The sequence below is a fragment of the Cupriavidus mimosae genome, from assembly GCF_023952485.1.
Classification (GTDB): Bacteria; Pseudomonadota; Gammaproteobacteria; order Burkholderiales; family Burkholderiaceae; genus Cupriavidus; species Cupriavidus taiwanensis_C.
The window spans coordinates 1-20,011 of the sequence record NZ_JALHRY010000024.1; the positions used below are offsets into that span (position 1 = coordinate 1).

Annotated in this window: 17 protein-coding genes; 9 read left to right on the forward strand and 8 right to left on the reverse strand. The window is 70.4% G+C overall.

Annotation, left to right across the window (positions count from 1 at the left end; translation table 11 throughout):
* Window positions 1-72: 72 nt before the first annotated feature.
* Both MKD50_RS28050 and phnA read right to left on the reverse strand, forming a co-directional pair.
* Complete coding sequence (locus tag MKD50_RS28050; protein WP_252669645.1) at window positions 73-1,764, reverse strand: Na/Pi cotransporter family protein; 1,692 nt, start codon at window positions 1,762-1,764, stop codon at window positions 73-75.
* Window positions 1,765-1,848: 84 nt separating this feature from the next.
* Complete coding sequence (gene phnA / locus MKD50_RS28055; RefSeq protein WP_252669647.1) at window positions 1,849-3,069, reverse strand: phosphonoacetate hydrolase; 1,221 nt, start codon at window positions 3,067-3,069, stop codon at window positions 1,849-1,851.
* A gap of 112 nt (window positions 3,070-3,181) precedes the next feature.
* Here phnA and MKD50_RS28060 point away from each other — a divergent pair, with 112 nt between their 5' ends.
* A complete protein-coding gene (locus tag MKD50_RS28060; RefSeq protein ID WP_240071854.1) occupies window positions 3,182-4,078 on the forward strand; it encodes a LysR substrate-binding domain-containing protein in 897 nt (298 codons plus the stop codon).
* A 214-nt stretch (window positions 4,079-4,292) separates the two neighbouring features.
* On the opposite strand, the gene MKD50_RS28065 is transcribed toward MKD50_RS28060, so the two are convergent.
* Both MKD50_RS28065 and MKD50_RS28070 read right to left on the reverse strand, forming a co-directional pair.
* On the reverse strand, window positions 4,293-4,703 hold the full coding sequence (locus tag MKD50_RS28065; protein ID WP_115700001.1) for a hypothetical protein: 411 nt from the start codon (window positions 4,701-4,703) through the stop codon (window positions 4,293-4,295).
* A 153-nt stretch (window positions 4,704-4,856) separates the two neighbouring features.
* Window positions 4,857-5,573: a Crp/Fnr family transcriptional regulator gene (locus MKD50_RS28070; protein WP_252669649.1), complete on the reverse strand. Its 717-nt coding sequence runs from the start codon at window positions 5,571-5,573 to the stop codon at window positions 4,857-4,859.
* Between the two features lie 113 nt (window positions 5,574-5,686).
* On the opposite strand from MKD50_RS28070, the gene MKD50_RS28075 reads away from it, so the two are divergent.
* Together MKD50_RS28075 and MKD50_RS28080 are read left to right on the forward strand one after the other, a co-directional pair.
* The gene (locus tag MKD50_RS28075) at window positions 5,687-6,469 is read left to right on the forward strand and encodes a class II aldolase/adducin family protein (RefSeq protein ID WP_115700002.1); all 783 of its coding nucleotides are present in this window, start codon (window positions 5,687-5,689) and stop codon (window positions 6,467-6,469) included.
* A 2-nt stretch (window positions 6,470-6,471) separates the two neighbouring features.
* Entirely contained in the window at window positions 6,472-7,401 is a 930-nt protein-coding gene (locus MKD50_RS28080; RefSeq protein ID WP_252669651.1) for a 2-hydroxyacid dehydrogenase, read from the forward strand.
* Between the two features lie 24 nt (window positions 7,402-7,425).
* Here MKD50_RS28080 and MKD50_RS28085 read toward each other — a convergent pair whose 3' ends face one another.
* From MKD50_RS28085 to MKD50_RS28100, 4 genes are all read right to left on the reverse strand, one after another.
* Window positions 7,426-9,444, reverse strand: a complete 2,019-nt coding sequence (locus MKD50_RS28085; RefSeq protein WP_252669653.1) for an alkaline phosphatase D family protein — start codon at window positions 9,442-9,444, stop codon at window positions 7,426-7,428.
* A gap of 303 nt (window positions 9,445-9,747) precedes the next feature.
* Window positions 9,748-10,782 (reverse strand): Bug family tripartite tricarboxylate transporter substrate binding protein, encoded by a 1,035-nt coding sequence (locus tag MKD50_RS28090; protein WP_252669655.1) that lies wholly within the window; start codon window positions 10,780-10,782, stop codon window positions 9,748-9,750.
* Between the two features lie 27 nt (window positions 10,783-10,809).
* Window positions 10,810-12,063 (reverse strand): alkyl sulfatase dimerization domain-containing protein, encoded by a 1,254-nt coding sequence (locus MKD50_RS28095; protein WP_252669657.1) that lies wholly within the window; start codon window positions 12,061-12,063, stop codon window positions 10,810-10,812.
* 229 nt (window positions 12,064-12,292) lie between these two features.
* Window positions 12,293-13,225: a LysR family transcriptional regulator gene (locus MKD50_RS28100; protein WP_115683721.1), complete on the reverse strand. Its 933-nt coding sequence runs from the start codon at window positions 13,223-13,225 to the stop codon at window positions 12,293-12,295.
* Window positions 13,226-13,424: 199 nt separating this feature from the next.
* On the opposite strand from MKD50_RS28100, the gene MKD50_RS28105 reads away from it, so the two are divergent.
* The 6 genes from MKD50_RS28105 to MKD50_RS28130 all read left to right on the forward strand — a co-directional run bounded on the left by MKD50_RS28105 (window position 13,425) and on the right by MKD50_RS28130 (window position 19,945).
* Window positions 13,425-14,657 carry a CaiB/BaiF CoA transferase family protein gene (locus MKD50_RS28105; protein ID WP_252669659.1) on the forward strand — a complete coding sequence of 411 codons (1,233 nt, stop codon included), beginning with the start codon at window positions 13,425-13,427 and terminating at the stop codon, window positions 14,655-14,657.
* Window positions 14,654-15,328: an enoyl-CoA hydratase/isomerase family protein gene (locus MKD50_RS28110; protein WP_252669661.1), complete on the forward strand. Its 675-nt coding sequence runs from the start codon at window positions 14,654-14,656 to the stop codon at window positions 15,326-15,328. Before MKD50_RS28105 ends, MKD50_RS28110 begins: the two co-directional genes overlap by 4 nt.
* A gap of 12 nt (window positions 15,329-15,340) precedes the next feature.
* The gene (locus tag MKD50_RS28115; protein ID WP_252669663.1) at window positions 15,341-16,564 is read left to right on the forward strand and encodes an acyl-CoA dehydrogenase family protein; all 1,224 of its coding nucleotides are present in this window, start codon (window positions 15,341-15,343) and stop codon (window positions 16,562-16,564) included.
* 43 nt (window positions 16,565-16,607) lie between these two features.
* Entirely contained in the window at window positions 16,608-17,753 is a 1,146-nt protein-coding gene (locus tag MKD50_RS28120) for an acyl-CoA dehydrogenase family protein (RefSeq protein ID WP_252669664.1), read from the forward strand.
* A gap of 101 nt (window positions 17,754-17,854) precedes the next feature.
* Window positions 17,855-18,859, forward strand: coding sequence for a Bug family tripartite tricarboxylate transporter substrate binding protein (locus MKD50_RS28125; RefSeq protein ID WP_252669666.1), 1,005 nt, complete (start codon window positions 17,855-17,857; stop codon window positions 18,857-18,859).
* Window positions 18,860-18,919: 60 nt separating this feature from the next.
* Window positions 18,920-19,945, forward strand: a complete 1,026-nt coding sequence (locus MKD50_RS28130) for a porin (RefSeq protein ID WP_252669692.1) — start codon at window positions 18,920-18,922, stop codon at window positions 19,943-19,945.
* Window positions 19,946-20,011 lie beyond the last annotated feature (66 nt).

Sequence of the window (20,011 nt, forward strand, 5' to 3'; positions counted from 1 at the left end):
TGGCCAGGCACGCTGAAGAGGCGGCGCGCGCAGTCCGCGCGCGCACTGTCAGCGTTCTCGGTGCTTGCGGCGTCACGGATTAAGCAGGCGGTCCTGTGCGTGCAGCGTGCCGGTGTGTTCGGCAGGCAGGAACGGAGGGTCCTCGGCGAAGGCGCTGCGCTGCGTGCCGGGCATGCCTGCGGGCGCAGCGCACAGTAGCGAGTTCATCTGCGAAAGCTCGCGCAGGATATCCAGGTGCAAGGCACTGGTCTCCACGCTTGCCGTGCGCCGCTGCGCCACACGCGCAATGTGGCGCGCGGTGAAGCGCTCGGCACGGGCCTGGAATCCGGCGGCACAGTCGTGCAGCAAGGCCGGAGCGGTACGGTCGCCCGCGACGAACAGCGACAGCCGGGTACGCAGGTTGGCCACCAGCAGGTCGCACAACGCAAGCAGTTCCGCGCTGCCCTCGTCCGAGAACCGGTAGTTGCGGCTCAGCTTGCGCTGGTCCAGGTCGGCCAGGATGCGCTCGACGATATCGCCCGCATATTCCAGGTTGATATTGACCAGCATGATTTCGTCCCAGCGCGCGGTATCGTCGTCGTCGAGGCTGTCGGTGTCGACGCCGGTCAGGTACATCTTGACGGACGAATAGAGGTCGTCGATACGGTCGTCCAGCGCGCGGCAGCGGGCGTTCATGGCGCGGTCGTTGCCCGCCACCGAGAGCTTCATGCCACCGAGCATTTCCTCGATCACGTCGCCGATGCGCACGACTTCGCGCGTGGCATTGCCCAGCGCGACGGACGGGTGCCGCAGGTCGCCCTGGCTCAGGTAGCGTGCGCCGCCGGGCGCTGCGTGGTCGTGCGCATCGGGCAGCCACCGGTTGCATAGCGAGGCGACCGGCTTGACGAACCAGATCAGCGTTGCCGCCAGGGCCAGGTTGAAGGCCATGTGAAAGTCGATGGCCATGGTCGCGGCGCTGCTGCCCAGGCGGGCCAGCAGCCACGGCATGGCGTCCAGCAACGGCAGGAATGCCAGTATCCCCACCACCCGGAACATCAGGTTGGCGAGCGATACCCGCCGTGCGGCCGGTGCAGCGCCGGAATTGGCAAGGCAGGCAATCAGGCCGCTGCCCAGGTTGGCGCCAAGCACCAGCGGCAAGGCGGTCGCCGGGCCGATGACGCCGCCCATGGCCAGCGTTGCGGTCAGCAGTACCGCGGCCAGGCTGGAGTATGCGAGCAGGGCCAGCAGGGCGCCGATCACCAGTGCCAGCAGGGCGTCGTTGCCAAGCGAGATGAAGATCGCGTGCACGATCTGAGCCTGCAGCAGCGGTGCGGCGTAGAGGCGGATCAGGTGCAAGGCCAGCGTGATCAGCCCCAGCCCCACCATGACTTCGCCAGCCTGTCCGCGCAGGCTGTCCTTGCCGGACAGACGCAGGGCAATGCCGATGACCAGCAGCAGCGGCGAGAGCCAGGAGATGTCGACCGACAGCAAGCGCGCCATCAGGCTGGTGCCGACGTCGGCACCCAGCACGATCGGCAGTGCCGCCGGCAACGACACCAGGCCTCCCGCCACAAAGCTGCTTGTCATCAAGGCCGTGGCGCTGCTGCTCTGGATCAGCGCGGTCACGCCCAGCCCGGCCAGGAAGCCGCGCGCCGGGCTGGCCGTGCCCGCGGCCAGCACCAGCCGCAAGCGCGGCCCCAATAGCTCCAGCATGCCGTGGCGCGTCACATGCGCGCCCCAGATCAGCAGTGCAACCCCGGACATCAGGGAAAGCAGGATTTGCATGGCGCCGCCCCCTGGTGGTGACCGTCTTGGCGGCCGTCACCCCTTGCTGATGAAGCGTGCCGGCCTTGCCGGCACGCACCCGCTTCAGTCGGCGTGGTTCAGCGCCAGCCGCAGGATGTCGAAGTTGCGCAGGCGCTGGCCCGCCGGCACGCTGACCTTGCGGTTGAACAGCAGCGGCACCTTCTGCTCGGACAAGCCACCGTGCGAGCGCAACGGCGCATCCAGCCCGCTCAGGTCGTGGCGCGCCGGCGTGGTGCCCAGCACCGTCAGCCGCTCGCTGACCACCACCAGGTCGCCGATGCGGTCGGGCGGCAGTTCGAAGCGCTCGCTCGCGGCGCGCTTGTCCAGCACCAGTTCGATGCCGGGCAGCGCGGCGATGGCCTCATGCACCGCGCGCTGGTCGGTGCCGGCCGGCAGGTACACCGTGGCGTAGGAACCCAGTGCGCCGTGGTGGGCGACATAGGGATCGGTGATCGGCAGCAGCACGCGGGTGGCATCGGTGCCGAAGCGCTGGTCCAGCGCCTGCTGCAGGAACAGGATGTTGGCCTTGCCGAGCGAATCGGTCTTGGCGTTCATGCCGTGGTCGGCGGTCACGCCGATGACCGCGCCGAGCGCGTCGAGGCGCTGCAGGTAGCTGTCCATCATCGCGTAAAAGGCGTTGGCGCCGGCCGTGCCGGGGGCGTGCTTGTGCTGGATGTAGTCGGTGGTGGACAGGTACATCAGGTCTGGCCGCTCGGTTTCGAGCAGCGCCACGCCGGCGGCAAACACGAACTCGGACAGGTCCGCGCTGTAGACCGACGGCAGCGGCATGCCGACCTTGCGCAGCACGTCGTCGATGCCGTTTTCTTCGATGGTGGCCTGGTCGGCTTTCTCCGCCGAGAAGCAGATGCCCTGCAGGCCGTGGCCCAGCAGTGCGCGCAGCTTGTCCTTGGCGGTGACCACGGCGACCTTTGCGCCGGCTTGCGCCGCGGCGGCCAGCACGGTGGGCGCGCGCAGGTAGCGCGCATCGTTCATCAGCACCTCGGCGCCGGCTTCGGCGTCGTAGAAGAAGTTGCCGCAGATGCCGTGCACCGACGGCGGCACGCCGGTCACGATCGACAAGTTGTTGGGGTTGGTAAACGACGGCACCACGCAGTCGCCGGTCAGCACGGTGCCGCGTTTGGCCAGGCTGGCGAAGAAGGGCGTGGCGCCGGCCTGCACCGCGAGGTTGATGTATTCCTGTTCGCAGCCGTCGATGCAGACGATGACGGTGGGGCGGGCGGGCAACTGGTAGGTATGGCCGTTGGCCTGGATCTGGGTGCTCATGGGGTCTCTTGGTGCAAGTTTTGTGAAGGGGTTTGCCTGAGACCGATGCTAAGTTAAGCGATAAACTCTCACAAACGAGTTTATTTTCCAGATTCCGTCAGGAAATCTCACAATGCCGCACAAGCTGCCCCCACTCAACGCCCTGCGCATCTTCGAGGTGGCCGCCCGTGCCGGCAGCTATTCGGCCGCCGCGCGCGAGCTGCACCTGACCCATGGCGCTGTCAGCCGGCAGATCGAGATCCTGGAGCAGTGGCTGGGGCAGCCGTTGTTTATCCGCCAGGGCCAGCGCATGGTGCCGACCGTGCACGCGCAGGCGTTCGCGCGCGAGATCAGCACGGCGTTCGACCAGATCAGCGCCGCGTCCGAGCGCTATGGCCGCATCGCCACGCGCAAGGTGGTGCGCGTGAACGCGCCGGCCACCTTTGCCATGCGCTGGCTGATTCCGCGGCTGGATGATTTCCGGCGCCTGCAGCCGGAGGTCGACGTGCGCGTCTCGACCGCCTTCAGCAATGAAGCGGGCTTCAACGGTACGTTCGACGTGGCGATACGGCGCACGCTGGAGCGCGGCGAGCAGTTCGAATCGGTGCCGGTCTTCTCCGAGTACCAGACCGTGATCGCCAGCCCGGCGCTGCTGCGGCAGTTGCCGCTGCAAGGTGTGGAAGACCTGGTGGAGGGCGTTTTCCTCTATACGGAAACGCGGCCGGGCAGCTGGGAGTCATGGTTGCAGCAGGCCGGGCATGCGTCGCTGCTGCCGGTGCGCACGCTGCGCTTCGACCATTTCTTTGTCACGCTGCAGGCGGTGGCGGACAGCCTGGGTTTTGCCATCGGCACATTTCCCACGCTGGAGGCGGATCGCGCCGGCGGGCGCATCGCCACGCCGTTCGGCGCGATCCGCGCGCCGGGCAACACCTACCATGCGCTGGTGCCGCGCGATGCCGACAAGCCGCTGCACCTGCGCGCCTTCCTGGAATGGCTGCAGCAGCAGGGGGCGGATGCGGGGGAGGAGTGAGGCGGGATGTCGGCACAACGGTGGCAGTCGCGATGGCCTTCGCTTCGTTGATGCTCTTGCCCTCACCCCAACCCTCTCCCGCAAGCGGGAGAGGGAGTACGCAAGCGGGAATTGGAATGCTGAAGGCAATCAAGCCGCCAGCATGTTACGTGTGTCGTGATGATGGGAAGCGTGGCGCGCGGCCCGCGCGCTGCGGGCCCACGCCGGCCGGCGCTCAGGCGCCGTCGAGGAACATGCTGCGCTGGCCCAGGCGCGTGCCGAGCGCATCGGGGGCCAGGCTCATGCTGGCGGGGTCCACTGCCGACACCGTGCCGCCGGCCAGCGACGGATCGGCGGGCACCGGCGCCATGCCGGGCTGGGCCGGCGGCACGGGGGCCTGCGCATAGCTGCCAGCGGCGGCCGGGGCCACCGGAGCCATCTGGGCCGACGAGGCCGACGGCGCTGCGGGCATCGCCTGCACCGGCTGCGCGGATTGCGTCGGCGGGGTGGACGGCATCGGCTGCATCGGCTGGGTCATCGGCATCGGCTGGGCTGGCTGCAGCGGCTGGGCCTGCTGCGCGAACAGCGGATAGGACGCGATCATCGCGCCAGCCATGACCAGGGATTTCGCCAGATGTTGCTTCATTCGTGTACCTCCTAGAAACGCCTACAGGCAAGGGAATGGCCACTGTAGCGCCGGGGCACCTGACATTCTGTTTGTTTTTGCAACGGTCGTTAACCAGTCTTGCCATCGCGGCCAAGGCAGGTTATTTGCGCACGCGGGGGGCTGTGCGCGGCGTCATCGCCTGGCAAGCCGCTTCAGCGCGGCCGGATCCAGCAGTTCGATCTGGCGGTAGGCGCGGCGGATCAGCCCGGCGTCCTGCCACGCCTGCAGCGTCTTGGCGACGGTCTGGCGCGAGCGGCTGACCATGTCGCCCAGCTCTTCCGCGCTGATGCGCACGACGTGGTCGGTGCGGTCGGCCAGCTCCAGCAGGCGCGCCGCCATGCGCGCGTCGACCGGGGCCTGCGCCGCGCTTTGCGCATGGTCGAAGGCTACCCGCAGGCGCGCGCAGATCTGCTGCACGATCAGCTGCATGCCTTCCGGGTGCGTGGCCAGGATGCGGTGGAAATCGCGCTGGCCCAGCACCAGCAGCTCGGTGTTGCCGACGGCAAAGGCGTCATGCGTGCGCGGCTTGCCGTCGAGCAGCGAGATCTCGCCGAACCAGCGTCCGCGCCCGATCACCGAGTACACCGACTCGCGCCCGCCGCTGCTGACCCGGCTCATGCGCACGCGGCCGGACACCACCATGCAGAAATACGTGGGCGGATCGCCGCGCGCGAAGATCATCGCGCCGTCGCCAAAGCGCTGGCGGCGTGCGGCCTGCGCCACGGCGTCCAGCACGCGCGGCGGTGCGTTGCGCAGCCAGCCGCTGGCCAGCACGCTGCGCGGCAGCGCGCGCAGCGGTTCATCCGTTCTTGACGCATGCTTCACCCTGGCCTTCACCTGACGCCCCACATTGCTCTCCTTGCCGGAGCCGAGATTGTCTAACACTTAACAGACTTTGGCCCGGGGCGCCGGGACAATGCAGCGGTCCAATGACTCACTCACATGCCCCCGGGAGGCCGCACATGGCGCAAGTCCAGCTCGTCGAATCCGCACAAGACCGCATAAAAGACCGCGTCTCCGACGTCGAATGGCAGATGCGCATCGACCTGGCGGCCGCGTACCGGCTGGTGGCCCATTTCGGCTGGGACGACCTGATCTTCACGCATATCTCGGCGCGCGTGCCGGACGCGCCGGACCAGTTCCTGATCAACCCGTACGGCATGATGTTCGACGAGATCACGGCCTCGAGCCTGGTGAAGGTGGACCACCACGGCGAGCCCGTGCTGGACACGCCGTATGACGTCAACCCGGCCGGCTTCATCATCCACAGCGCCGTGCACGAGGCGCGGCCCGAAGTCGGCTGCGTGATGCACACGCATACCGCGCACGGCGTCGCGGTGTCCGCGCAGCAGGATGGGTTGCTGCCGATCTCGCAGCAGGCGATGTTCGCGCTGACCGGGCTGGCGTATCACGACTATGAGGGCGTGGCGCTGCGCGAGGACGAGAAGGCGCGGCTGGTGGCCGACCTGGGCCGCTGCAAGCAGATGATCCTGCGCAACCACGGCCTGCTCACCTGCGGGCGCACGGTGGCGGATGCGTTCCTGACCATGTACACGCTGGAATCGGCATGCCGCGTCCAGATCCTGGCGCAAAGCGGTGGCACGGCGCTGACGCGGGTGCCGGAGGCCGCCAGCGCCAACATGGGCCAGCAGGCGCGCCAGGCCACCAAGGGCAAGGGTTCCAACCTGGCCTGGCCGGGCCTGCTGCGCCGCCTCGACCGCATCAACCCCGACTATCGCAACTGACCATGGCCATCCTCGTCCACCTGCCGTCGTTCATGGCGGTTCCCATCACCGCGCTGCTGCGCGAGGCGGCGCCCGACATCACCGTATGGAACGGCCGCGAGGCCGCCGTCGCGGAACAGGTCGAGGCCATCATCGCGTGGGGCCTGAAGCCCGGCGTGGCGCCGGCCTATCCCAACCTGCGGCTGGTATGCGCCGCCACCGCCGGCGTCGACAAGCTGCTGGCCGCGCCCGACCTGCCCGCGCACATCCCGGTGACGCGCATCGTCGATCCCGGCCAGCAGGCCGGCATCGCCCGCTTCGTGCTGGCGATGGCACTGCGCCATACCCGCGCGCTGGGCCTGTACGCCGAACAGCAGCGCCGCGGCGAATGGAAGCGCCACGCGGGGCGCGATGCCGCGCAGTGCCGCGTGGGCGTGCTGGGCCTGGGCGAAATCGGCAGCGAGGTGGCGCGCATGTTCGTCGCCATCGGCTACCCGGTCGGCGGCTGGAGCCGCGCCGCCAAGCACCTGCCCGGCGTCACGGATTTCACCGGCGACGATGGCCTGGCCGCCATCCTGGCGCAGAGCGACATCCTGGTCTGCACGCTGCCGCTGACGCCGCGCACCGAGGGGCTGCTCGACCGGCGCACCTTGTCGCGGCTGCCGCGGGGCGCTTACCTGATCAACGTCGGCCGGGGCGAGCATGTGGTCGAGCCCGACCTGGTGGCGCTGATCGATGAAGGGCACCTGGCGGGCGCGGCGCTGGACGTATTCGCCAAGGAACCGCCGGCAGCGGACGACCCGGTCTGGAACCATCCGCGCATCGAGGCCACGCCGCATATCGCGGCCGATCCGTCGTACCCGCTGGTGGCCCGGCAATGCCTGGACAACCTGCAGCGCGCGCGCGAGGGGCGCGCGCTGCTGAACCTGGTGGACCGGCAGGCCGGATACTAGGTCACGGTCACCGCGTCACCGCCACTAGGTCACGGTCACGTCGGCCGTGCCTGCCGCCACTTCCAGCAAGCGCGTGCTGGCGGTGGCCGGTTGTGCCGGCGCCGTGCCGCCGGCGAGCGGCTTCATGGTGTGGAAGGTGCAGCTCAGCTTCTGCGGCGTCAGCGTGACCAGCGCATAGCCCTCGGCATTGGTGTCGGCATGCCGCAGCCACGGGTTGAAGGCGCGCAGCGTGGCATCGAACGTATTGACGAGGGTGCCGCCGACGTTGCTGTAGATCAGCTCGCGCAGCGCGGCAAAGGCCGCGTCGGTGTCGACCACGGTGCGGAAGGAACTGAGCAGCGTGTTGCTCGACAGCCCGGCCGTGACCAGGTCGACCATCACCGGCGCCGGGGCGGCGGCATCGTAGTCGTCCATCACCTGTCCGCCGAAGAAGGCGTGGATATCGCCGCTCAGCGCCACCACGTTGCGGATGCCGTTGGTCTTCAGGAACGCCATCAGGTTCTTGCGCTCGGCGTTGAAGCCGTCCCACTGGTCGGCATTGAGGATAAAGCGTTCGAGCAGCGTCACCGCCGGCAGGCGCGCTTCGATCAGCGGCTTGATGCTGGCGTCGAAGGCGGCGCTGTCGATGCCGGCCTGCACCAGCACGTTGCGCAGCGCGGTATAGGCCAGGTTGGCATAGGTGCCTGCGATCCGCGCCGCGCGCAGGTCGTCGGCCAGCGCGTTGGCGATCGCGGTCTCGAGCGAGGCCAGCGCGTTGTTGCCCAGCACCAGCGCGCGCGCGATCAGCCGCGCCACCGCCAGCGGCACGTCGACCTGCATGCGCAGCAGCGACAGCTGGTTGCCCCACAGCTTCCAGGTGGTGGCGTCGGCGCCAATGCGGTCCTGCCACCAGGCGCGCTGGGTGTCGCCCAGCATCGACACCGGCGTCAGCGCGTTGCCGGCGGCCGCGATTTTCTGCGCCTCGGCCGCGGCCAGCGTTGCCGTCGGCACGAAATACAGGCTGCCGATCGAGCGGCCGACCGAGGCCTCGGGAATGATGTGGTCGGCGCGGTACAGGCGCTCGTCGGTCATCAGCAGCGTGGCGAGATTGCCGAAGGTGAAGGCGCGGTAGATCTGTATGTTCTGGAACGACGGGTTGTCCTGGTCCAGCGTCACGTCGGCCGGCATGAACTCGAACCAGGCCTGGTTGGCGGCGCGCCGGCGCGCGGTGCGCGGGGTCTGGTCGTCGGTGATGCTGTAGGTCTGGCGGTCCTGCCAGCAGTTATCCGAGAACTCGTGGTCGTCCCAGATCGCGATCATCGGAAACGCCGCATGCAGCGCCTGCAGGCGCGCGTCGCTGCGGTAGTTGCGGTACAGGTAGCGGTAGTCGTCCAGCGTGGTGGCGTAGACGCTGCCATCCGGCAGCGCGGTGCCGTTGGGCAGCTGCAGCACGGTGTGGCGGTCCTCGACGTTGCCGGCGCGCGAACCGCCCGGCACCGCTTCGTAGATGTAGTCGCCGACATGGACGATAAAGTCCAGGTCCTGCTGCACCAGCTCTTCCATGCCGGCCCAGTGGTTGGCATTCCAGTCCTGGCAGCTGACAAAGGCGAAGCGCAGCTGTTCCAGCGGGGTGCCCGCGGCGGCGGCGGTGCGCGTGCGGCCGGTGGTGCTGGGGCGGTTGCCCAGCAGGAAGCGGTAGAAGTAACGCGTGCCCGGGCTCAGGCCGGTGACTTTGTTTCGGATGGTGTAGTCCCAGTCCGGCAGCGCCATCAGCGGCTGGTTGACCAGCAGCGTAGGCGGCGCGAAATCCTGCTGGGTCGACACTTGCAGCCGCACCACCACCGGGCGCCTGCCGTTGCTGCCTTCCACGCGCGTCCACACGATCACGCTGTCGGGACGCGGGTCGCCCGACGCCACGCCATGCACGAAATTGAAGTTCTCGGGATTGCCGGTGTCTGGCTCCGGTGCCGGGTCATCCCCACCACCGCCGCAGGCGCTTAGCCCGCCGGTGGCAGCGGTAACGGTCAGGAAACTCCCCCACTTGAGAAACTGGCGGCGGTCCATGGCGCTCCTCCTTCTGTTGTTGCGGTCTCCATGCAGCGCGCAGCCGTGCCCGGATGCCGCTTGCGGCACCGGGTCTTCGTGGGGCGTGCTGTTTTTCTGAATCGATACTAGTGGCTGGGTAGGGCAGGCGCTGTCGGTGAAGCTCCGACATCGGTATAGGAAGAAGTCGACTGGCTGGCGGCGCCGCCGCCTCACGGCAGCGCAGGCAAGAGGCCTTGCTCCCCTCTCCCGCCTGCGGGAGAGGGGCCGGGGGAGAGGGCAGGCGCCTCCCCAGCGTGCCCGTCTTCGCGCTTGCCCCCGGCTTCAGTCGACGCTGATGTTGTTCGCCCGTATCACCTTGCCCCACACCCCCACATCCGCGCGCACCGTCTGCGCGAACTGTTCCGGGGTCTTCGGCGGCGCCATGCCCATGTTCAGCTGCAGGAAGCGCTCGCGCATGGCCGCGTCCGCCAGCAGCCGGTTCACCTCGGCATTGAGCCGCTGCACGATCGCGGCGCTGGTGCCGGCGGGCGCGAACAGCCCGTACCAGCTGTCGGTGTCGAACGGATAGCCCTGCTCGGTCATGGTCGGCACCTCGGGCGTGGCCGGGGCGCGGCGCGTGCCGCTGACCGCCAGCGCGCGCAGCTTGCCGGCGCGGAGCAACGGCAGCGACGACGAGGTATCGACGAAGGCTGCCTTGATCACGCCGCCCTGCAGGTCGGCCAGGATCGGCGCCACGCCCTTGTACGGCACGTGGCGCAGCCGGAGGCCGGTCTGCATGGCAAGTGCCGCCATGGTCAGGTGGCCGCCCGAGCCGATGCCCCACGAGCCGTAGTCGCAGGCATCCGGGCGCCTGCGCACTTGCTCGACGAATTCCTTCAGCGTGCGCGCCGGGAAGTCCGGCGTCACCACCAGGAAATTGCCGCCTGCGCCGATCTGCGCCACCGGCAGCAGGTCGCGCAGCCCGTCATACGGCAGCTTCGGCTGCAAGGTCTGGTTGATCACCACCGCGGCGGCGTAGGTGAACAGCAGCGTGTAGCCGTCGGGGCTGGCCTTGGCCACGGCATCGTTGCCGATGATGCCGGTCGCGCCGGGCTTGTTGTCGACCACGATGGTCTGGCCCAGCGCCTTGCCCAGCGATGCCGCCAGCGTGCGCGCGAACAGGTCGGTGCCGCCGCCCGGCGGCGCCGGCACCACCAGCCGGATCGGCCGCGCCGGCCAGCCGTTGCCGGCATATAGCGGACCCGCCGCGGCGCTCATCCCGAGGGCGGCCAGCCCGCGCAGCAGCGCGCGCCGCCGTGGATCTGGCCACAGCGTGGGCGCGGCTGCAAGGGGGGTGCGTGGCTCGATGTCTTGCATGGTGTCTCCCTGATGCAGAGGGCTTTGCTAGTGCAGGCCGAAGTTGTCCGCCGCTTCGCTCTCCAGCGCGTCGGCGGCCGCGCCGTACAGGCTGCGCGACACATAGCTGCGCACCTGCGTGGCGCGCTGGCGCAGCCACGCCGCCTTGAGCCGGCGCGCTTCGCGCACGCTCGGGGTTTTATCCGGTGCCAGCGCCAGCACGTCGATCACGTGCAGGGCCAGCTGCGTATCGCCGCGCTCGGCCAGCGCCTGCGCGTGGCGCAGCAGCGCGCCATGGTCGGCCACGGCGGCGGCGATCTCCGCTGCGGCCTGCTGCGGCGGCGCCGGGTGCAGCGTGGTCGCGTTGCGGTCCCACCAGCCGTTCTCCGAGCGGTAGATGTCGCGCGCGATATAGCTGGGATCGCCATAGGTGGGCCGCATCCAGGGCTGGTCGAACAGCGCCGCGGGCGGCTGCAGCGCGGCCAGCATCTGGCGCTCGTTGCAGCCCGCATTCATCAGCCGCACCACCTCGGCGCGCAGCCAGCGCAGGGCGCGCGCGGTTTCGCCCAGCACGCGCTGGCATTCGGCCTCGCCCTGCACGGTGGCGCCGAACTCGCGCACCACGGACAGCGGCTGCAGCGCCGCCAGGCGTTCCAGCGTTTCGGCCCAGCGCACGGTGTCGCGCATGGTGCGGAACGGGGTGCCGATGTTTGGGATCGAGTCGATCACCGCCGGCCCGCCGTAGAGCACGCGCCGGCCCGGCAGCCAGACCGCCACGGCGTCGTCGGTCTCGGACGGCGCCCACAGGATTTCGGCGCGGCGCTCGCCGTGGCCCAGCGTCACGCCATCGGCAAAGGTCTCCGTGGGCCCCGCCTGGGCCAGCTTGCCCGCCAGCGCGCCGGCCGGCTGGCGGAACTGGATCTCGGCCATGCGCTGCTGCATGCGTTGGGTCTCGCGGTAGCGCGCCTGGCGCGCCAGCACGTTGACGTGGGCCAGCACGCGCGGCGCGCGCTCGCCTCGCGCGGCGGCGTGGTCCAGCCATTGCTGCAGGCCGGCGTTGTAGCCGAGGTGGCCGTGGCTGTAGCAGATTGCCAGCACCGGCAGGCTGGTCTGCGTGCGCAGCGCCTCGATCATGCCCCGCGTGACGCGCCCGCCGGGACCGCTGTCGACCACCAGCAGGCCGTCGCCGATATCCGCAACAAAGCTCTGGCCCTGCCCGTGCAGCAGCCAGACGCCGTCGCCGGCGCTGTCGATCCCCGTGCCCGTGACCAGCGCCGACGGCCGGTCTTCGATGTCTTGCATGCTTGCCTCCCTGCTATCCGGTTGGTGTCCGGTGCCACTGTCAGGCAAGAAGGCGCCGCGCAGGGATTGGGGAAAATCCCGCCGCGCCGCGGCGCGCCGGCCGCAAAGCCAGCGCCGGCGCGGCCCAGAGGCGGTTCGGCAATTTCAGGTGTAAACCGCTGGTTAGCACCGTGCCGCTGCTGGCAGTTCCCGCGCGCCGCGCGCTGCGCTAACGCGCGCCAGGCGCGACCTAGGCGGGGCGGCGCAGCGGGCTGTCGGGCAGGTGGGTCAGGTAGTGCACTTCGCGCCGCAGCTGCGTGGCAAATTGCGCGGCGACCGGCGTCATCGGCGAATCGGCGCGGTAGATCAGGCTGACCCGGTGGCTGGGCAGCCGGTCTTCGATCGGCAAGGGCACCAGCCCGGCGGCGGCGAGCTGGCCCGGCACCAGCTGGCGCGGCAGCATGCACAGCAGGTGGCGGTCCTGCAGCAGCGACTGGATCATGCCGATGGTGTCGCAGCGCACCGCCACGCGCGGCAGCGGCAGGTCGTGCTCGCGAAAGGCATCGAGGATGGCGGCGCCCGGGCCCTGCATGCGCTGGCCCGTCAGCACCCAGTCCGAACCCACCAGCTCGCGCAGGCGGCGCGCGTGCCGCAGCGGATGCTCGCGGTGCGCCACCACCACCGAATCGTTGTTGTAGAGCGGCTCGCAGGTGAACTCGCGCTCGATGCCCTCGTCCGGCACCGGGCTCACCGCCATGTCCATCACGCCCGCGCGCAGATCGTCCAGGTGCATCGGATAGACCCCGCTGTCGATGCAGACCAGCACGTCCGGATGCTGGGCCCGGAAGCGCGTCAGCACCGCCGGCAGCAGCAGGTGCGCCGGGCCGCCGGTGGCGCCCACGCGCACCACGCCGTTGCGCGCGCCCAGCATCTGGCGCATCTCGTCGCTGGCCTTGCGCGCCTCGGTGGCGATCAGGCGCGCGCGCCGCAGGAAGGCCTCGCCATAGCGCGACAGCACCACGCCGCGGGTGGTGCGGGTCAGCAGCGGCACGTGCAGCTCTTCCTCGAGCTGGCGGATGCTCTTGGTGAGTGCCGGGGCCGACACGTCGCGGGCGCGCGCGCCGGCGCGGATGCTGCCGTGCTCGGCCACGGCGATGAAGTCCTGGAGTTGGTTCAGACGCATGGGAGATCCCGTTCAGGCGATGGCCAGGGCGCCCAGCATAGCGGCAATCCGCGGCGTTCGGGATTACCCGGGGTGCTAACCCGTGGTTTGCACCGCAGCCGTTTTGGCATCTGCCGTGATGCGCGGTGCTAACGCATGATCGCTCCACATCGACGCCAACCGCCGGCCGCGCCGGCTACTTCGAGGGAGAGAGAACCGCATGGCGAGCACGGCAATCCGGCAAGACCTGCCGCTGGCAGGCATACGCGTGGCGGAGTTCGGGCAGTTCATCGCGGCGCCGGGCGCGGCCATGATGCTGGCCGACCTGGGCGCGGACGTGGTCAAGGTCGAGGCGCTGCGCGGCGACAGCGCGCGGCGCTTCGACAGCACCAGCCCGCAAAGCCCGATGTTCCTGGCCTACAACCGCGGCAAGCGCGGCATCGCGCTGGACCTGCGCACGCGCGGCGGGCTCGATGCGGCGCGCCGGCTGGCGCTGGCCAGCGACGTGGTGCTGCACAACACCCGCGCCGGCGTGATGGAAGCGCTGGGGCTGGACGCCGCCACGCTGCGCGCCGCGCGGCCCGGCCTGATCCACGCCTCGATCAGCGGCTTCGGCACGCGCGGGCCGTCGCGCACGCGGCCCGGGCTGGATATCGCCGCGCAGGCGGAGAGCGGCATGATGTCGGTCACCGGCGAGGCCGGCGGGCAGCCGCTCAAGGCCGGCTTCGCGCTGATCGACGCGGCCACCGCGCTGGCGGCCGGCAATGCCATCCTGGCGGCGCTGTTCCGGCGCGTGCGCACCGGCGCCGGCGAGACCATCGAGACCTCGCTGCTGTCGGTGGGGGTGCAGCTGCAGGCCCAGCTGTGGGCCGAGTACCAGTGCTCCGGCGCGCTGCCCGTGCGCAGCGGCAACAGCCAGCCCAAGGCCGCGCCGGCCGCCGACGTGATCGCGGTGGCCGACGGCCATATCGTGCTGTCGGCCTATCTGGACGAACACTGGGCGCGCCTGTGCCAGGCCATCGGCCAGCCCGCGCTGGCGCATGACGCACGCTTTGCCAGCAATGCCCTGCGGGTGCAGCACCGCGCCGCGCTGCTGGCCATCCTGCACGACGCGCTGCGCCACCTGAGCGGCGATGCCGCGCGCGCGCTGCTGGAGCGGTACCAGGTGGTGGTGGGCGTGGTGCGCGACTACCACCAGGTCAAGGCCAGCGCCGACGTGCTTGCCAGCGGCATCCTGCGGCCCGTCGACGACGGCGAAGGCGGCCGGCTGGAGCTGCCCGGGCTGCCCTTCACCATGGCCGGCCTGCCCGCCGGCGGACTCCCTGCGGTGCCGCGGCTTGGCCAGCATACCGCCGAGGTGCTGGCGGAACTGGGCTACGGCGCCGCCGAGATCGACGCCATGGCCCGTGCCGGCAACATCGGCGTGGAACCCGCCCAGCAGGAGGCAGCATGAACGCGCCGCAGCCTGCCGTCCTGCTGCAGCGTCACGCCGGCTGGGCCGAGCTGGTGCTGAACCGCCCGGCGCGCCGCAACGCCATCGACATGGCGCTGGCGCGCGCGCTGGGCGACGCGATCGAGACCCTTGCCGCCGACGACAGCGTGCGCGCGGTGCTGCTGCGCGGCGCCGACGGCGGCTTCTGTTCCGGCCTGGACCTGCAGGCGCTGCAGGCCGAAGCCGGCGGGCTGGCGGCGTTCGCGCCGGTGTGGGAGCGCGTGCACCAGGGCCTGCGGCACAGCCGCAAGGCCTGGGTGGTGGCGCTCGAGCGCCATGCCATCAACGGCGGCGCGGCGCTGGCGCTCGCCGGCGACCTGCTGGTGTGCGGCGCCGGCGCCTTCCTGCAGATCGGCGAGATCCGCCTGGGCATGGCCGCGCCGCGCAATGCCGAGTGGCTGGCGCTGCGCCACACCGAAGCCGTGGCCGCGCGCCTGTGCCTGCTGGGCGACCGCGTGCCCGCGCCGGAGCTGCTGCGCCTGGGCATCGCCACCGAGATGGTCGACGACATCCAGGTGCTGGACCGCGCGCGCGGGCTGGCGGCCACCATCGGCGGTTTTCCGGCCGAAGGCGTGGCCGCGATCAAGTGCGGCATGCGCGCGGCCTCGGTTGCGCGCGACAAGAACGCTTAGAAGGCAGACACCATGACCGATTCCCTTATCCACGACGACGAGGCCTCGTTGCAGGCCTTTCGCGACGAGGTGCGCGCGTTCGTCGCGCGCGCGCTGCCCGATGCCGTGCGCGAGAAAGTCCGCCTCGGGCTGGAACTCAGCAAGCAGGAGCTGGTCGACTGGCAGCACCGGCTGGCCGGGCGCGGCTGGCTGGTGCCGCATTGGCCGGCGGCCTGGCAGGGCTGCGACTGGAGCGCGGAGCGCCGCGCCGTGTTCCAGGAAGAGCTGGTGCTGGCGCACGCGCCCGAGAGCGGCGGCATCAGCCTCGAGATGATCGGGCCGATCCTGATCCGCTACGGCACGCCGGCGCAGCAGCAGTATTTCCTGCCGCGCATGCTGAACCAGGAGCACTGGTGGTGCCAGGGCTATTCCGAGCCCAACGCCGGCTCGGACCTGGCTTCGCTGAAGACGCGCGCGGTGCGCAGGACCCGGGCCGACGGCAGCGAGGTCTACGTGGTCAGCGGCAGCAAGATCTGGACCTCGTACGCGCAGTACGCCGACTGGATCTTCTGCCTGGTGCGCACCGATACCGCGGCGCGCGCGCAGCAGGGCATCAGCTTCCTGCTGATCGACATGCGCAGCCACGGCGTGAGCGTGCGGCCGCTGGTCGGCATCCACGGCTGGCACCTGTTCAACCAGGTGTTCTTCGACGAGGTGGAAGTGCCGGTGGCAAACCGCGTCGGCGACGAGAACGCCGGCTGGGCCATCGCCAAGTCGCTGCTCGAGCACGAGCGGCTGAACCTGGCGCGCGTGGCCGAGAACCGCCGCCGCCTGGCCAAGGTGCGCGCCATCGGCGCGGAGCTGGAAGAGGGCGGCCAGCCGCTGCTGCAGCGGCCGTGGTTCGCGCGCCGGCTACGTGCGCTGGAGGTACGGCTCGAGGCGCTGGCGGCCACCGTGCTGCGCTTTCGCCGGCAGGCGCGCGCGGGCCAGGCGCTGGGGCCCGAGACCGGCATGCTCAAGCTGCTGGGCAGCCGGCTGATCCAGGACATCGAGAACCTGGCGGTCGACGCGCTGGGCCCCGACACGCTGGCCTACGACCGCGCCGCGCATTTCGAGCCCGCCGCGCCGGAACCGGGGCGCTCCGCCTACGCCGCCGCGGCGTCGGCGCGCCGCTTCGTCACGCGCGGCTACACCATCGCCGGCGGCTCCAGCGAGATCCAGCACGAGCTGCTGGCCAAGCAGGTGCTGGGCCTGTAGCGCGGCCATGGTGGCTGCAACCTCTGCATAAGGACACGAACAGATGAGCGATGCAACGGACGATCGCCGCATGCTGCGCGACAGCGTGCGGCGCTATGTCGAACGCGGCTACGGCTTCGAGCAGCGCCGCGCCGCGCTGGCCGAGCCCGATGGCTTCTCGCGTACGCACTGGCGGGCGTTTGCCGAGATGGGCTGGCTGGCGCTGGGTTTGCCGCAAGCCTGCGGCGGCCTGGGCGACGCCACCGACCAGGCCCAGCTTGCCGAGGAACTGGGCCGCGCCCAGCCCGCCGAGCCGTGGCTGGCCAATGCCGCGCTGTGCGCGCCGCTGCTGGCTGCCTGCGGCGATCCCGCCCATGCGGCCGCCGCGGCGGCGATGGCCGAAGGCGGCGTCATGCTGGCGCTGGCCGCCTGGGAAACGCAGGGGCGCTATGACGCGTTCGATATCAGCACCACCGCGCAGGCCCACGCCCCGGGGCAATGGAGCCTGGACGGCCGCAAGACGCTGGTGCTGGGCGGCGGCAGCGCCGGCCTGCTGCTGGTGCTGGCGCGCACCGGCGGCCAGCGCCGCGAGCGCCATGGCCTGACCCTGTTCGCGGTGCCGGCCGATACGCGCGGCGTGAGCGTCGACGCGCTGCCGACCTACGACGGCCGCCAGACCGCCAGCGTGACGCTGCGCCGCGCCGTGGTGCCGGACAGCGCGCGCATCGGCGCGCGCGACGGCGCCTGGCCGATGGTGGAGGCCGCCATCGACCGCGCCACCGTGATGGCCTGCGCGGAGGCCGTCGGCACCATGTCGCGCGCGTTCGACCTGACCCGCGACTACCTGGCGGCGCGCGAGCAGTTCGGCCGGCCGCTGACCGCCAGCCAGGTGATCCGGCACCGGCTGGTGGACCTCTATGTCAGCGTGGAGCAGGCGCGTGCCATCACCGAAGCCGCGGCCGAGGCGCTGCAGCGCGATCCGGTCGCGCGCATGCGCGCGGTCTCCCACGCCAAGGCCTTTGTCTCGGATGCCGGGCGCGCGCTGGGCGAAGACGCGGTGCAGCTGCACGGCGCCGTGGGCATGACCGACGAGGTGGAAGTCGGCCACTGCTACAAGCGCCTGGCGGCGCACGCCAACCTGTTCGGCGATGCCGACTGGCACTACGAGCGGCTGGCGGCACTGGATCACGCGGCGCAGGCGCAGGCCTGAGCCGTTCAGCGCGGGCGCCCGGGCCAGCCGGCGCGCCCGCTGACGACACGCCGGCAACGTACCGGCATGCGCGGCCAATGCGCCGCAACGGAGACAGCAATATGAGCAGCCAGCACAATGGCGCCCGACGGGCGCGCGCCACGCGCACGGCCCTGGCCGCGGCGCTGATCCTGGCGGGCGCCGCCAGCGCGCACGCCGAGACACCTTATCCCAGCAAGCCGATCCGCATGGTGCTGCCGTCGGGCGCGGGCACCGTGACCGACCAGACCGCGCGGCTGGTAGCCGAGCGCCTGACCGCGGGGCTGAAGCAGCCAGTGGTGGTCGACAACCGTCCCGGCGCCAACGGCATCATCGCCAGCGAGACCGTGGCGCGCGCCGCGCCCGACGGCTACACGCTGCTGTTCACCTATGCCGCGACCATGACGGTGAACCCGTGGACCACGCCGTCGCTGCCGTACGACCCGGTCAGGGACTTCACGCCGATCGCGCGGCCCAGCCAGCCCGGCGGCAACCTGCTGGCGGTCAGCGCCGAGGTGCCGGTGCACAACCTGCGGGAACTGATCGCCTATGCCAAGAGCAGCAAGACGGAGCTGGCCTATTGCTCGTGGGGCGTCGGCTCCGGCGGCCACCTGGCCATGGAATACCTGAAGGCGAAGGCCGGCATCCATCTGCGCCACATTCCGTACAAGACCGCCACCCAGTGCAGCAACGACCTGGCCGCTGGCCACGTCACCATCGGCATTACCGATGCCATCTCTTCGGTGCCGCACCTGAAGTCCGGCCGCATCCGCGGCATCGCGGTGTCCGGGCCGGCGCGCCTGCTGACTGCGCCGGACGTGCCCACCATGTCGCAGCAGGGCGTGCCGTTCCAGCAGGCCAGCTGGGTCGCGATCTTCGGTCCCAGGGGCATGCCCGCACCCATCGTCGAGCGGCTCAACGCCGAGGTCAACCGCATCCTGCAGACCCCGGCCGACCGCGCCAGATTCGCCGCGATGAACCTGCAGCCGGCCGCGCCGTCGAGCCCCGCGGACCTGGGCAAGCTGCTCAGCGCCGACCTGGCGGCATGGGGCGAGGTGGTGAAGGTGGCAGGGCTGCAGGCGAAGTAGGGCAGACACACAACACAACAACGAGGACGGGAGACAGAGAGCGTGAAGGCAACACAGTGGATGGCGATGGGCCTGGCCCTGGCCGCGGGCAATGCCGCGGCCGGCACCATGCAGTTGTTCGGCGTGGTGGATGCATCGATCGAATACGCCAAGGGCTCGGACAGCGTGGTGCGCATGCGCGAAGGCCAGCAGGCCGCGTCGCGCTGGGGCATCCGCGGCATCGAAGACCTCGGCGGCGGGCTCAAGGCCAACTTCCTGGTCGAGTCGGGCTTCAATATCGACACCGGCACGGAGTTCTTCGGCAACAACCGGCTGTTCGGGCGGCAGGCCTACCTGGGCCTGTCAGGCGGCTGGGGCGAGGTCCGGCTGGGGCGGCAGTACACGCCGTCGTTCTATGCGCTGCTGCGGCTGGACCCGTTCCTGCTGAATGGCGCGGTGTCGCCGTTCAACCTGCTGAGCGCGACCGCATCGCAAGGCACCGGACATGTGGCCTACGGCGCGCGCTTCGACAACGCGGTGCAATACTTCTCGCCCAAGTGGGGCGGCTTCGGCTTCGGCGCCGCGGTGGCGCCAGGCGAGGTGCCAGGGTCGCCGCGTTCCGGGCTTAACTTCGGCATGAACGCGACCTGGGAGGCGGGCAACGCCTATGCGTTCTACAGCTACCAGGGGATGTATTCGGGCGCCAACGTGCCGGTGGAGCCGACGCTGACGTCGAACCATTTCGTCGGCGGCTCGTACCGCTTCAAGCCGGTGGAGATCGGGCTGCTGTTCAGCGCGGCCAGCAGCGACCGGCCCGAGACCCGCTCGGCGCGCCACTACGGCGTGACCTTCAGCTGGGCCGTGACCCCGCGCGACACCTTCAAGGCCGCCGCGCTCAAGCGCCAGATCCTCGGCGGCGGCCAGCGGCCGCTGGCAGTCACGCTGGGCTGGGACCACGACCTGAGCAAGCGCACCACGGCCTACGTGCGCGCGGTGCTGGTGCACAACAGCGCCGGCGGCAGTGTCAGCAACAACAGCATCGTGATCGATCCCGGGAGCGGGGATGATGCGAAGTCGGTGAGCGTGGGGGTGCGGCACCGGTTTTGAAGGGTGAGCGCATAGCAACCGGGAGAGTTAACGAAAGGCGCCGCCGCTTGTATAGGCTCCCCTCTC

What these genes read in the sequence shown, in the direction of transcription:
- MKD50_RS28050 (WP_252669645.1), bottom strand. Translation starts at nt 1,764, where the DNA reads ATGCAAATCCTGCTTTCCCTGATGTCCGGGGTTGCACTGCTGATCTGG.
- phnA (WP_252669647.1), bottom strand. Translation starts at nt 3,069, where the DNA reads ATGAGCACCCAGATCCAGGCCAACGGCCATACCTACCAGTTGCCCGCC.
- MKD50_RS28060 (WP_240071854.1), top strand. Translation starts at nt 3,182, where the DNA reads ATGCCGCACAAGCTGCCCCCACTCAACGCCCTGCGCATCTTCGAGGTG.
- MKD50_RS28065 (WP_115700001.1), bottom strand. Translation starts at nt 4,703, where the DNA reads ATGAAGCAACATCTGGCGAAATCCCTGGTCATGGCTGGCGCGATGATC.
- MKD50_RS28075 (WP_115700002.1), top strand. Translation starts at nt 5,687, where the DNA reads ATGGCGCAAGTCCAGCTCGTCGAATCCGCACAAGACCGCATAAAAGAC.
- MKD50_RS28080 (WP_252669651.1), top strand. Translation starts at nt 6,472, where the DNA reads ATGGCCATCCTCGTCCACCTGCCGTCGTTCATGGCGGTTCCCATCACC.
- MKD50_RS28085 (WP_252669653.1), bottom strand. Translation starts at nt 9,444, where the DNA reads ATGGACCGCCGCCAGTTTCTCAAGTGGGGGAGTTTCCTGACCGTTACC.
- MKD50_RS28090 (WP_252669655.1), bottom strand. Translation starts at nt 10,782, where the DNA reads ATGCAAGACATCGAGCCACGCACCCCCCTTGCAGCCGCGCCCACGCTG.
- MKD50_RS28095 (WP_252669657.1), bottom strand. Translation starts at nt 12,063, where the DNA reads ATGCAAGACATCGAAGACCGGCCGTCGGCGCTGGTCACGGGCACGGGG.
- MKD50_RS28100 (WP_115683721.1), bottom strand. Translation starts at nt 13,225, where the DNA reads ATGCGTCTGAACCAACTCCAGGACTTCATCGCCGTGGCCGAGCACGGC.
- MKD50_RS28105 (WP_252669659.1), top strand. Translation starts at nt 13,425, where the DNA reads ATGGCGAGCACGGCAATCCGGCAAGACCTGCCGCTGGCAGGCATACGC.
- MKD50_RS28110 (WP_252669661.1), top strand. Translation starts at nt 14,654, where the DNA reads ATGAACGCGCCGCAGCCTGCCGTCCTGCTGCAGCGTCACGCCGGCTGG.
- MKD50_RS28115 (WP_252669663.1), top strand. Translation starts at nt 15,341, where the DNA reads ATGACCGATTCCCTTATCCACGACGACGAGGCCTCGTTGCAGGCCTTT.
- MKD50_RS28120 (WP_252669664.1), top strand. Translation starts at nt 16,608, where the DNA reads ATGAGCGATGCAACGGACGATCGCCGCATGCTGCGCGACAGCGTGCGG.
- MKD50_RS28125 (WP_252669666.1), top strand. Translation starts at nt 17,855, where the DNA reads ATGAGCAGCCAGCACAATGGCGCCCGACGGGCGCGCGCCACGCGCACG.
- MKD50_RS28130 (WP_252669692.1), top strand. Translation starts at nt 18,920, where the DNA reads ATGGCGATGGGCCTGGCCCTGGCCGCGGGCAATGCCGCGGCCGGCACC.